The 13352-nt window shown below is 39.1% G+C and carries 12 protein-coding genes; 9 read left to right on the top strand and 3 right to left on the bottom strand.

Annotated features, from left to right (window positions below; all coding sequences use genetic code 11):
- Positions 1–177 precede the first annotated feature (177 nt).
- The gene (locus K2F26_RS08715) at positions 178–1704 is read left to right on the top strand and encodes a sensor histidine kinase (protein ID WP_220611142.1); all 1527 of its coding nucleotides are present in this window, start codon (positions 178–180) and stop codon (positions 1702–1704) included.
- A gap of 133 nt (positions 1705–1837) precedes the next feature.
- Here K2F26_RS08715 and K2F26_RS08710 read toward each other — a convergent pair whose 3' ends face one another.
- Together K2F26_RS08710 and K2F26_RS08705 are read right to left on the bottom strand one after the other, a co-directional pair.
- Complete coding sequence (locus K2F26_RS08710; RefSeq protein WP_220611141.1) at positions 1838–2065, bottom strand: DUF167 domain-containing protein; 228 nt, start codon at positions 2063–2065, stop codon at positions 1838–1840.
- Between the two features lie 246 nt (positions 2066–2311).
- Entirely contained in the window at positions 2312–3574 is a 1263-nt protein-coding gene (locus tag K2F26_RS08705) for an FGGY-family carbohydrate kinase (RefSeq protein WP_220611140.1), read from the bottom strand.
- Between the two features lie 257 nt (positions 3575–3831).
- Here K2F26_RS08705 and psaM point away from each other — a divergent pair, with 257 nt between their 5' ends.
- Positions 3832–3927 (top strand): photosystem I reaction center subunit XII, encoded by a 96-nt coding sequence (gene psaM, locus K2F26_RS08700; protein WP_194053009.1) that lies wholly within the window; start codon positions 3832–3834, stop codon positions 3925–3927.
- Between the two features lie 253 nt (positions 3928–4180).
- Complete coding sequence (locus tag K2F26_RS08695; protein WP_220611139.1) at positions 4181–4594, top strand: slr1601 family putative cell division protein; 414 nt, start codon at positions 4181–4183, stop codon at positions 4592–4594.
- Between the two features lie 428 nt (positions 4595–5022).
- Here the strand turns inward: K2F26_RS08695 and K2F26_RS08690 are convergent, their stop codons facing one another.
- Entirely contained in the window at positions 5023–5748 is a 726-nt protein-coding gene (locus tag K2F26_RS08690; RefSeq protein WP_220611138.1) for a tetratricopeptide repeat protein, read from the bottom strand.
- Between the two features lie 321 nt (positions 5749–6069).
- On the opposite strand from K2F26_RS08690, the gene hisA reads away from it, so the two are divergent.
- The 6 genes from hisA (at position 6070) to K2F26_RS08660 (ending at position 13303) form a co-directional block, all read left to right on the top strand.
- The gene (gene hisA, locus K2F26_RS08685; protein ID WP_187040865.1) at positions 6070–6843 is read left to right on the top strand and encodes a 1-(5-phosphoribosyl)-5-[(5-phosphoribosylamino)methylideneamino]imidazole-4-carboxamide isomerase; all 774 of its coding nucleotides are present in this window, start codon (positions 6070–6072) and stop codon (positions 6841–6843) included.
- 660 nt (positions 6844–7503) lie between these two features.
- On the top strand, positions 7504–8256 hold the full coding sequence (locus tag K2F26_RS08680) for a winged helix-turn-helix domain-containing protein (RefSeq protein ID WP_194052906.1): 753 nt from the start codon (positions 7504–7506) through the stop codon (positions 8254–8256).
- 53 nt (positions 8257–8309) lie between these two features.
- Entirely contained in the window at positions 8310–9632 is a 1323-nt protein-coding gene (locus K2F26_RS08675; RefSeq protein WP_220611137.1) for a PAS domain-containing sensor histidine kinase, read from the top strand.
- A 28-nt stretch (positions 9633–9660) separates the two neighbouring features.
- The gene (gene phoU / locus K2F26_RS08670) at positions 9661–10326 is read left to right on the top strand and encodes a phosphate signaling complex protein PhoU (protein WP_220611136.1); all 666 of its coding nucleotides are present in this window, start codon (positions 9661–9663) and stop codon (positions 10324–10326) included.
- A 598-nt stretch (positions 10327–10924) separates the two neighbouring features.
- Positions 10925–11527, top strand: a complete 603-nt coding sequence (locus tag K2F26_RS08665) for a Crp/Fnr family transcriptional regulator (RefSeq protein WP_220611135.1) — start codon at positions 10925–10927, stop codon at positions 11525–11527.
- Between the two features lie 144 nt (positions 11528–11671).
- Complete coding sequence (locus K2F26_RS08660) at positions 11672–13303, top strand: iron uptake porin (protein WP_220611134.1); 1632 nt, start codon at positions 11672–11674, stop codon at positions 13301–13303.
- Positions 13304–13352 lie beyond the last annotated feature (49 nt).

Genomic DNA, 13352 nt, shown 5'->3' with positions numbered 1-13352 from the left:
TGGATTCTAGTCAACATAGCCATAATCGCCAGGGAAATTCCTACTCAATTGTTCGGTTCTACTACTATCACTAATGCAGAAAAGACTATAACCTCATAAGTATATAGTCCAGTATCTACTTTAGCTGCTGTGAAATGCTCATCAATTAGATACTCGTTAATCGAGAGGTGAAAACCTGTGTACGAATGGATTTTGCCAAGTTTGAGAGAAGTTTTAGCCGAAAGCCGATCAAATACGGCTGAGTGTTCATCTGCTAAAGCAGAGCAACAATGGCGCATCAGTTTAGCAGCTACAGAACATCTCCTCCTCAATACCTTGGCAACCACGACATCTGACATCACTCAAGGTTTAACCCAAGGTTTAACTCAAGGTTTAGTTTTAACAGCACCAGCACCCTTATTTAGTCAGCCAAAATTAACTAAAAGTTTAAAAACGGTTACTTTTACTGCCCAACCCTTTAACCCTTTGGCTTTGATGCCGTTTCACGTTTCCGGTGCGATCGCCCAAAATCGAGAAAATGAGGCCATGTCTCCTTGGGAAGATCCGCAGCAAATTACAGACTATGCTTACAAATATAATCATATCTGTCCAGAAGAATCAATTTTACCTTTATTACCTGCCGATCCTCTAGGAACAGAGCAGTTTTGCTTGGTGTTCACCGAAAATTTTAGATTGGTTTTGGTATTATCAGCAAACAGCAGCGGGAACAAAGAATTTTTATTTTCTTTTGCACCAGAAATAGTACAGCAAGCTTGGCAAGTTTTAGGAGCGAGGGTAGTTTTAACTAATCCCGAATTATTTGCCGAGTTGGATGCTTTGGTCCAAAAATATCCTGCAACTGCACCAAACTATCAAACTATAATTCAATTTAGCCAGTTTTTGCTTCAGGAATTAGCAGAACCAGAAACGGATAAACCAACACATACTATTCCCATCTCTCCACCTACCCAAAATCATGTTTCCCCATCAGCAAAACCATCTTCCCGTTCTGATGTGGAATTACTACAGGCTTTTGCTCATGAAGTTCGCACTCCGCTGGCAACTATTCGTACTATGACTCGGTTGCTACTCAAGCGGCAAGATTTACCAACTACTGTAATTAATCGTTTGCAAGTTATTGATCACGAATGTACTGAGCAAATTGATCGGATGGAGTTGTTATTTAAAGCCGCAGAGTTAGAAACTTGTACAACAGCCAAATCTGGCAATACCCAATTAACGCCAATGTCTTTGGATCAAGTTTTACAGCAAAGTATCCCCCGTTGGCAACAAGCAGCAACTCGACGGAATTTAACTTTAGATGTGGCTTTACCTCAGCAATTACCAACTGTGGTTAGTAATCCTGCTATGCTAGATCGGGTACTCACAGGTTTAATGGAAAATTTCACCCGCAGTTTACCCCCCGGTAGTTCTATTCAAGTTCAAGTTATTCCCGCAGGTGATCAACTCAAATTACAATTATCACCTCAATTAGATTGTCAAGATACAACCAGAACAATAACACTACCAATTCGTAAATCTTTAGGTCAATTATTAGTATTCCAACCGGAAACAGGAACTATTAGTTTAAATATTGCTGCAACTAAACATCTATTTCAAGCTATTGGTGGTAAGTTGATTGTACGTCAAAATCCCCAATATGGGGAAGTTTTAACCATTTTCCTGCCTTTAGAAGTTAGTTGTCAACAAAAAGTGAAAATGTAAGCAGTCAGGAGTCAGCAGTTATTTATTTTGGATTTTGGATTTTGGATTTTGGATTGTTTTTGTTATCCCCAATCTAAAATCTAAAATCTAAAATCTAAAATTTTTATCCCAGTCACCAGTCACCAATCACCAATTACCCAATATCATCAATTTCTATCAATTTTTGCCGAGATGTTAAACCAGATTTAATTCTGATATGAGACTTGGGTAAATTAAATTTTTCTGCTAATAAGTTAATTAACTCTTCGTTAGCTTTACCATCAATTGGTGGTGATTTTAAATTTACAATTAAACTACCATCTTCCTGTTCTGTAATTTTCTGTTGTTTAGAATTTGGTTTAACTTTTACTTTTTTTTGCATATAACAGGTGACAGGCGACAGAAGAAGCAGGGGAGGTAGGGGAAACAGGATAAAAATACTATAGTCATTTAACTTTAGATTGAGACATTAAGCTAAACAATAACCACGGGGATTTAATCTTCCAAACAATTGGACTGTCTTGGTTATCCTAAAATCATTATCTACAGAACTTATCACTTTTTGTCTCATTTTTAAGTTAAACAACTATAACTTTTGCCTTTTGTTCCCTGTTCCCTATTCCCCGTTTTACGAATTACAAATTATTCTTGATCCCTGCATCGCCAAAAGCGCAGTTCCATAAGCAGCTTCGGTTTTATTAGATGCAACTACAGGTACTTCTAAATATCTTGATCTAATAGTCGTCCAAGTAGAATTAGCCGCCCCACCACCAGCCGTATAAACATAGCTTAATTTATCTGCTCCCAGTTGTTGCAATAATTCATATCCTTGTGCTTCTATTCGCGCCATACTTTCTAACAAACCATGTAAAAATTCTTTGGGATCATCTGGTCTGGGTTCTAGTCTTGGGGGTAGATGGGGATCATTAATGGGAAAGCGATCGCCTTCTTTCAACAAGGGATAATAATCTAACTCACTCACTTTTGATACATCAATTTCTTGACTCAAGCTAACTAACTCCGCATCCGTGAAAAATTTTTTTAATACAGCGCCTCCAGTATTAGAAGCTCCTCCTGTTAACCATAAATCACCTAAGCGGTGGCTGTAAATTCCATATCGTGCATCTTCTACACGGGTACGACTCAAAAGTTTCAACACCAAGGTTGAACCCAAAGAAGTTACTGCTTCCCCTGGTAATTTTGCTCCACTTGCTAAAAAAGCCGCAATACTATCTGTTGTTCCTGCACACACCAAGCAATCACGGCTAAAACCAAATTTAGCAGCAATTTCAGGACTTATTTCACTAATGGGAGTACCAGGTGCTAAAACTTGGGGTAAAAACACAGGAATTTCCAGTTTTTCTAACCATTCTGGATATTGCAACTTTTCCACGTCATAACCCAATTTTAAAGCGTTGTGATAATCGCTAATACCTAATTTTCCATGCAAGAGAAATGCCAACCAATCAGCTTGATGTAGTAAATATCTAGCTTGACCAAAAGTAGGTAATTGTTGCATCCACAGCAATTTTGCCAGGCTAGAAGTAGCACTCAATACCGTGTGGTTAGGTGGAGCAATACTACTCAAATCCTTGAGCATCATTGATCCCCGTGGATCGTTGTACAATAAGGGAGCATCTACAGGCTGGCCAGCAGCATCAGTCAGCAAGATTGTAGAAGAAGTACCGTTAATAGCGATCGCCCCAACTTCCCGCCGCCATTCCTGGGAAATTCCCTCTATAAGACCCCATAAAGCGTCTTTCCAGCAATTTACCCAATTTGTCACATTTGCCCAAGGATAACGCATCTGAGAGACAATCCTAGCTTCTTCATCAATCACTATCGCTCGTGCGCCAGATGTACCAAAATCAATACCCAAGTAGAAAGTCATAACGGGGAATAGGGAATAGGGAATAGGGACTGGTGACTGGTGACTGGGGAAGAAGCAGGGGAGCTTTCTAGCAGGGAGCAGGGGGAAGTTATTTGTATTTTTCCCAATCACCAATCACCAATCACCAATCACCAATCACCAATCAATCATGTTTTTGTTGCATCTTGTAACAAGATATTCCCCAATTTTGGCAAAACAGGGAAAAGTAGTAAAAGAAATGTTAATCATCTCATTGAACTTTTAGGAGAGTTTCCACCATGACTATCTCAGATACTCAAGTGTACATCGCTCTAGCTGTGGCTTTAATTCCAGGCATTCTCGCTTGGCGTTTGGCGACTGAACTTTACAAGTAACTCCCAGATGTGACACGCACAGAAGACTAAATCAACCTGGCCATACAAGGTAAAATCTTCAGGATCTTGGTACTTTTAGCCAAAAGTATCTTGAAAAAATGTACCTGCGTATGCCAGGTATTTTTTTTTATGACCTAATACTTGTAGAAAATTGCCAGAAATGAAGTAATATGGCAGCTAAATTAAGTCGCAACTAGCGCCATTTTACTTTTAACGGCGCTTCCCTTCAATCAGCCTGACTCTTTTTATTGTTATGAACGCCTTTCAACCATCCAGACCACCGCTACAACCACCCGTTAACCCCGCCAAAACTGCTCCTAGACCAAAAAAACATCTTCGCCAACGTTCTTATCAAATCATGGCACTAGAAACTTCTGCTAAGATCACCGTTAACTTGGTCATGATCACAGCAGCGGTATCTGCTCTATCTCAGCTTGTGCCTTATCACTGGTTACAGCAAGATAAGTTGCGAGAGATCAGTACAGAAGTCAAGTTGATGCAAGGACGTGTTGATGATTTGAGGACGGAATTTAGCCGCAATTTTGATCCCAGCCAAGCTAATAGTATCAGGCAAGAACAATCATATAGATTTGATCCCAATAAACGTCCCATAGTGCTAATTAATCCAGATACTAAAGGTGCTGAACAATCTAATTCCACACCCTGAGACAAATTCAGATGATTTGTAATTTTATCGGTGTATAAACAGGAAATTAATTTGTATTAATAACAGAAGCTAATAGTCAATAGCTAATTCGTGAAAACTTTTATAGTTACAGCACTTCCCGGTGTAATGAGGTACACTTGATTTTAAGACAGAAGGTAAAATTCAAAAAACAAGAAGATTAGACTGTACCTCATAACAAAGGAATCTGCTGTATCATCTATTAGCAAATCAAAGATGCAGGGGCGCTACCACCAATTCACTACCACCAATTCAAATTTGAAAAATCAATTTTTTGAGTTTTGAGTTTTGATTTTTGAGTTTTGAATTTATAGCATTCGCTAGGGTAATTAAGAAAATCTTAAATTTTGTAATTTTTGTCAGACAAGAGTTGTAAAAAGCTGATTGCTGACTGCTATACTCTGAAAATATTACCAATCATTTTTTTGGGGAAATAGCAATTCATCTAACCAATTTTCTAGTTGTAACCGCAACCGATAATCACAAACATTTTCATTGGTGTCTAAAGAGTTGATATATGTAAGGGCGCGGTAATAATCAGCGATCGCACAATTCCAGTCACCCCAGAGATGATAAGTTCTACCACTTTCAGCCCAAATATTACCTTGTAGCTGACCAAACAACAATGCAATCTCAAAATTATCAATTGCTTCCTGATATTCTCCTAAATCACGCAAAGTAATACCACGGTTAATCCAAGCACGAACATAACGCGGATTTAAATCTAAAGCCTGATCATAGTCAGCTAATGCCGCAACTAACTCACCACAAGCAGCATAGCAATTAGCTCTATTATTATAAACACTTGCTAACTTAGGATTTAGCTGCATTGCTGTATTGTAGTCACTTAGAGCTTTTTGGCATTCACCACTTTGAAAATAAATTAGCCCTCGATTGTTATAATCAATTGCATTGTCAGGATGACTATCAATCAATTGGTTTAACAAAGCGATCGCCTCTGTGTAATCCCCTTGGTGAGCTAACTTTAAAGCATAAGACCTTAAGTAGCTGTCCTCTGGTAAAGATTTACTGCTAGTTTTCACGCCAGTTTTTTGTGTATACGCAGTATTTTGATAATTGCCTTTGTATAGTGGATTGTTTTGTGTATTAGAAGTTAAAAAGGAGTAATGATCCATATATTCCTGCCTGAGCTACTTGCTCTGTGAAATCAAATGATAGGATTTTGTCTGCTAGTGGTTTACTCACTGTTTCACTGTTTCAGGAGTCTTGGCTTAATTGAAGAAGAACAAATTTAAACTACTTAAACAATTAAGCCATAAGCCTAAAAATATATACATCACTCTAAAGGCCAATTCCAGAAAGAATTTTGATCAATGTAATAATTCAGAAGTCAGGAGTCAGGAGTCAGGAGTCAGGAGTCAGGAGTCAGAAGTCAGGGGAATAATGATTTAATCACCAATTACCAATTACCAATTACCAATCACCAATCACTAATTATGCAAGTAATACCAGCAATTGATTTATTAGAAGGTCGTTGTGTACGACTATATAAAGGAGACTACGCACAATCGCAAGTATACAGTGAAAACCCCGCCGAAACTGCCAAAATGTGGGTAGACCAAGGTGCTACGAGATTACACTTAGTTGATTTAGATGGGGCAAAAGCTGGTAAAATTGTTAACCTAGCAGCCATTGAAGCCATCTGTAATGTAGTCTCAGTACCCATTGAAGTTGGTGGAGGTTTACGCGATCGCTCTAGTGTTGTACAATTATTTAATCTCGGTGTGCAATGGGGTATCCTGGGAACTGTGGCAGTCGAACAACCCCAGCTAGTCCAAGAACTTTGTCAAGAATTTCCCCAACAGATTATAGTTGGTATAGATGCCCGTAATGGTTTAGTTGCTACACGCGGTTGGTTAGAAACCTCGGAAGTTTTAGCTACCCAACTCGCTACCCAAATGCAAGAATTAGGTGCAGCAGCTATCATCTACACCGACATCAACCGTGATGGTACATTACAAGGACCGAATTTAGACGCATTACGAGAACTCGCAGCAGCAATTTCTATACCCGTCATCGCTTCTGGTGGTGTTAGTTCTGTTACCGATTTGTTAAGTTTATTATCTTTAGAACCCCAAGGAGTCACAGGTGTAATTGTGGGTAAAGCTTTGTATACTGGGGATATCTTGTTAAATGAAGCTTTAAAAGCCATTGGTCCTGGACGTATTCAAGATATTCCACCCAATTTGGATTTTTCTAGCTTTGCTTAAATAGGTGACATCAGTAATATTTCTGATAGATTTCGGGAATAATAGATATTGCTGATGTAGATAAAATCGGCACTAAATATTACAGATAAATCTCATGTCTAACCAAAACAGTAATTCCAAACAAAATAACCCAAAAGGGCAACCAAATAATACCCCCAAAAGCAAAAGACCACAACCACCAAAAGGAATAGGAAAACCAAAGACAGAATAGATTAATTGATAATTGATAATTGACAATTGACAATTGATAATTATCAATTATTTATTATTTATGGTCACAATTTGAGCTTTTGCTTAAAGGGAATATATGGATATGAAAACGCAAGTTATGACCTTCTCAAGTATATTAATTTTTTAGGTGTTTTTCATGGGATCTAGCTTTGTACCTTTATTTTTAAACGATAATTTAACGGAAAAATCAGACATCTAGATATCCCATAAGCTTCCACCAGCCACCATAAATAGGTTCCATAATTTTTTTCTGGAGATGTCTAAAGTCGTCGAAAATACTTGTTCATTGCTAGGAAATGTGATTTATGATATATTTGAGTTGTGATATTCAATACAATCAGCCCCAAATAGCTACTCTGCAATCAATGTAGATGATGAGTAGTTAAGCAATTATCAAGACGAGTACAGTCTCAAAACCTTGTGCTATCAATGTATACCACTGAATTAACTAAATATTCTGCTAAAGCGGAACTTGGACAAACTAGCCGCATTCTAGTAGTAGAAGATGAAGAACTCATCCGAGAAATGCTAGTTATGGCTTTGGAAGAAGAAGGTTATGAAGTCATCACTGCTAATGATGGCCGATCTGCTGTAGAGTATCTCAGAAATTGCGGATCCAATTCAGAGGAATCTGCTTTTGATTTGGTAATTTTAGACTTGATGCTACCGCAAATTAATGGATTAGATATTTGCAGGTTACTGCGTCATCAAGGTAACTCAGTACCTATTTTTATTCTCAGTGCTAAGGGTAGTGAAACTGACCGAGTTCTGGGTTTAGAAGTAGGAGCAGATGACTATTTAACCAAGCCATTTAGTATGCGGGAACTGGTGGCTAGATGTCGCGCCCTACTCCGTCGGCAACGTTTAAGTAATTTACCATCAATACCCGTACTCAAGTATAAAGATATTAGTTTAAATCCTCAAGAATGCCGGGTGTTGGTGCGGGGAAAAGAGGTAAATTTATCACCAAAAGAATTCCGCTTGCTGGAACTATTTATGAGTTATGCTCGTCGAGTATGGTCACGGGAGCAATTGTTAGATCAGGTGTGGGGACCTGATTTTCTAGGTGATAGCAAAACAGTAGATGTTCATATCCGCTGGTTACGGGAAAAATTAGAGCAAGATCCCAGTCATCCAGAGTATATTGTGACTGTGAGAGGTTTTGGCTATCGTTTTGGCTAACTGGTGCATATAGTTGTTAGTTTTGAGTAATTACATAGCAACTAACGACTCAAATGTTCTTATTGGGATTTCTTCTGGGTTTGGCAGTCGGCCTTGGTTTTTGGCTTTGGCAACAGGTTCAACTCAATAGTTATTTGGAGCGAGTGATCCAGCCTTTAAACTCCCATTCTTATAAAATAGTATTGCCTCTGCTGCCCCGCTTGCGGCAGGAAATGTCAATGGTGAAGCAACAGCAACAAGATTTGCAGTTGTCATTGCAAACCTACAAAGAACTGCTTGATTCTGCACCTTTAGGATATTTGCAAGTAGATGAGGAAAATCAACTATTATGGTGTAATCAGCAAGCACGGGAAATATTGCATCTGCAAAGGTGGCAACCTGGACAGGTGCGCTTATTGTTAGAGTTGGTAAGGTCTTATGAACTTGATCAATTAATTGAGCAAACCCGTGATTGGCAAAAACCGCAGGTGCGAGAATGGATTTTTCACCCTTCCCGTGATCATGCTAAAGCTATGTTAGAGTTAAAGCCTTTGGCTTTGGAGGCTACCAGTTTACCTTTACCAGCAGGACAGGTGGGTGTATTCTTGGAAAATCGCCAACCATTGCTAGATATGAATCAGCAGCGCGATCGCTCTTTTTCTGATCTCGCTCATGAACTGAGAACACCCCTCACTTCTATTCGGCTGGTAGCAGAAACCCTGCAAAGCCGTTTAGATCCCCCCTTGGATCGTTGGGTTAGGCGTTTGATGCAGGAAGTTGACAGGCTGATTAATTTGGTGCAAAGTTGGTTAGAATTGACGCAAATGGAAACTAACTCCACCATGTTGTTACATCTGGAAACGGTGGAAGTGCGATCGCTGATTTTCTCAGTGTGGGAAAATTTAGAGCCATTAGCGCAATATCACAATCTTAATCTTTGTTATTCCGGTTTAGAAAGCATCAGCATCCAAGCTGATAAATCCCGCATCCACCAAGTATTTGTCAATTTATTAGATAACTGTATTAAATACACCCTCCCTCACACTAATATTCACATTGAAGTTAACGTGATTTCTGTGAGTGAATTTATAATCAACGATCATCAATCTCAACTATTGGAAATTAATATCATTGATTCTGGTCTTGGTTTTGCGCCTATAGATTTACCCCACGTCTTTGATCGATTTTACCGAGGAGACAAAGCCAGACACCATGAGCCTGAAAGTAGTGAAACCGCAATTACTGGTAGTGGTTTAGGTTTGTCCATCGTCCGCCAGATTATCATAGCCCACGGTGGCACAATCAAGGCCATGAACCATCCCGAAACAGGTGGTGCTTGGATACAAATTCACCTGCCTCAAGTCATGGCAAACCCACTAAGTGAAGACTATAGTTAAGAATATATAAAATTTTGAGATTAAAGATGTGAAAGCTGTTTTTTATAATCCCAACTTTGAACGACCTGAACCTGAACGCAGCATTAGGCGTTTAGAGCGCGATATATTGCGTATGGGAGCTTTGGTAGAACAATCATTTCGCCTGAGCCATCAAGCTTTATTTAATCGCGATTTAACCGCAGCAGAGGAACTTCCCCGATTAGATAAAAAAATTGACCACTTTTATAGACAAATAGAATCAGATTGTACATCCATGATGACAATGCAAGCACCTACATCTCAAGAATTACGTTGTTTTAGTGCATTTATGCAATTAGTACGAGACTTAGAACGTATTGGAGATTATGCCAAGGATTTAGCGGAAATAGCCATTAAAATATTTCCTTATCCACCTCATCCTTATTTAACAGAGATTGCGCTGATGTCTGACCACGCCCAAGCAATGTTAGCAACTAGTTTAGTAGCTTTAGCAGATTTAGATGAAGTCAATGGTCGGCGTATCAAATTTTTAGATGATGCTGTAGATAATGCTTATGAAAATTTATATCAGATGTTAGCATCCCAGCGAGATGTTCCAGGGATTATTGAGCCAATTCTACTATTAACACTAGCAATTCGCTGTTTAGAGCGAATGGCAGATCACGCTACTAATATTGGACAACGAGTTGCATATATTGTCACAGGACAACGGTAGGCAGGAGGCAGGAGGCAGGAGACAGGGGAGATGGGGAAGAAAATTTTAGATTTTAGAAATGCACAGTTTTTCCAATCTATTCTTCAAAACCCTTGCACTAATTTCTTTCTTTATTAGCCTGTAGCCCTTGATATATCTTGCTTTTGTCCTTATTCATCAAACCCTAAATAACATACATTTCACTAAAAGCTTACCTATTCTTAAACTTTGAATATTACAGTCAATGCAAGATAGCGTAAAAATATCTTCCATCTAAAATCTATTACGATTACTATTTGATTTCTGATTGATTTCTGATAGCTTGCGTGGCGTAAGCCATACAGAACTACGTACACCAAATCCTCTAAAACCCTATTCCCTATTCCCTAACTCCACGAAAAGACTTTTTCAGCAAAACCGAATTATCAAAATACTGTATTTCATGTATTTAACCCAAGTTGCTAGTTAGGAATAGGAGTCAGGAGTCAGGAGAAAGAATGAATTATAATGGTGTTCCCTGCTTTTTTGCTGTCTACTTATCCTTCTTACTTCGATTTGAGAGCCTTTCTTGCAGAACTAGCAACTTACGTTATTTAAATTTATACCCATCTAACTAAAAATGACGTTTTCCACAACTGAAACCCTCATCTACCCTAAAAACAAATATTTAAACCAACAAATATTTACTCGTCGGTCAATAATTCCAGTCAGCAATGATGTATTGTGGCGTATTGATCGAGGGATAGTTCGTACCTTGACTTGGAATGAAGATGGAACATATATCACCTTGGGTTATTGGAGTTTAGGCGATATAGTTGGCTATCCATTGTCAAAAGTCAACCCCTATCAAATTGAGTGTTTGACAAGTGTAGAAGCAACTTTGATACCGCCCCATCTCTGGCATGAAGAGATAAAGGCATTGTTACACCATATTCAGCAAACAGAGGAACTTTTGAGCATATTACATCGTAAGCCAACTTCTCTAAAGTTGTGGAAATTTTTGGTGTGGTTGAGTGAAAAATTTGGTCGGGATATAGAACAGGGTAAGTTGATTGATTTAAATCTTACACATCAAGAGATATCAGAGGTGTTGAACACAACGAGAGTAACAGTTACACGACTATTGCAGAAATTTGAGGAAGAAGGAAAAATATCACGTCATAGACGCAGTATTGTGCTGAATTTACAGAGCCAATTAACCAGTATTTCTTCCAAAAATTAACTTAAAATATTAATTTGGGACTTGTGCAGGATACAATAAATAAGGTATAGTGAATACAAAGAATTTTATGTGTAAATGCCCTGAAAACTTCGGGTATTTTATCATAATCATCAAAATTCCTTAGGTGTGAGTGAGAGTAAAAACATGACAAAACTATTTTGGAATGTTCTAAAAGTTAGTCCAGTTATTGCAGCTACCTTGCTGTCTGCTAACAGTGCCTTAGCAAACGAAGTCAATCAACAAGCAACCAGTGTTGCACAGTTATCTCAAGAAGCTAATAGCATCGGTCAAGTAACATCTGTTTCTCAATTTTCCGACGTGCAACCCACTGACTGGGCGTTTCAATCTTTGCAGTCATTAGTTGAGCGTTACGGTTGTGTTGCAGGTTATCCTAATGGTACTTTCCGCGGTAATCGTGCTTTGAGTCGGTATGAATTTGCAGCAGGTTTGAATGCTTGCTTAGACCGAGTTAACGAACTGATTGCTACTGCTACCGCTGATATGGTAAGCAAGGAAGATTTAGCTACCTTGCAACGATTACAAGAAGAATTTTCTGCTGAACTAGCAACTCTGCGTGGTCGCGTTGATGCTTTAGAAGCTCGTACTGCTGAGTTAGAAGCTAATCAGTTTTCTACTACTACCAAGCTGAGAGGGGAAGCGATTTTCGGTGTGTCCCAGGCTTTTGGGGATAAACAAGCTGATCCAGACAACAACCCCAATAACAATCCTAATTTAGACAGCAACATAACTTTCTCCAACCGGGTGCGGTTAAGCTTGCAAAGCAGCTTTACCGGTAAGGATATGTTGCAAACCCGGTTGAATGCAGGTAACTTTACATCATTAAATACAAGTGTCACAGGTACGAACATGACCCAACTGGGTTATGAAAGTACCGGTACCAACAATGTTACTATTGACAAACTCAACTACGCTTTCAACCTGAGCGAAAAAATCCGTGTCAGGATTGACGCTACAGGTGGTGAGTTGAACGAAAACGTTAACGTTTTCAACCCTGACTTTGCAAGCAGTGGTTCAGGTGCGCTCTCTCGTTATGGACGTTTCAGCCCCATCTATCGCCAAGCAGGTGATGGTACAGGTATCACTGTTAACGTTAATCCTCAAGGAGCATTGAATTTAAGTGCAGCTTATTTTGCTACAGGTAGAAGTAATGCTGCCAATCCAGCTGATGGTAGAGGCTTGTTTGATGGTAGCAACACTATTTTCGGTCAGTTAGCATTTAAGCCCAGTAAATCTTTCAACGTTGGTTTAGCCTATGCTCGCACTTACCAACGAGGTGGTACTGGGCCTGACGCTGTCAATCTCTTCGGCAGTACAGGCAGTACCTCTGCTAATCGTCCTTTTGGTGTTGATACTAGAACTGAAGCGGACAACTACGGGTTACAACTGAGCTTTAACCCCAGTGCTAAGGTAACACTGGGTGGTTGGGTTGGTTACACCACAGCTAATGCTCTTACTGGCAACACCAACAGAGATGCAGATATGTTTTACTGGGGTACTACCCTGGGCTGGAAAGACTTTGGTAGAGAAGGTAACACTCTTGGTTTAGTCTTTGGTCAACCACCTAAAGTTACTGGTGGTAGTGGTGGTATTACTAAAGAAGCCAGCACTTCTTACCATTTAGAAGGTTTGTATAAGATGAAGGTTTCCGATAACATTCTGATTACTCCTGGTTTGTTGGTGATTTTCAATCCTGAACACAACGATAATAATGACACAATTTATGTAGGTACTTTGCGTACAACCTTCAGCTTCTAAGTTGAGTTAGTTGTGATGTAGGCGTTTGATTAAACCTACGAATTTTAAC

Origin of the sequence: Sphaerospermopsis torques-reginae ITEP-024 (genome assembly GCF_019598945.1) — a bacterium.
Lineage (GTDB): Bacteria > Cyanobacteriota > Cyanobacteriia > Cyanobacteriales > Nostocaceae > Sphaerospermopsis.
The sequence above is the reverse complement of the archived record's forward strand: the minus strand, read 5'-3'. Positions and strand labels throughout refer to the sequence as shown.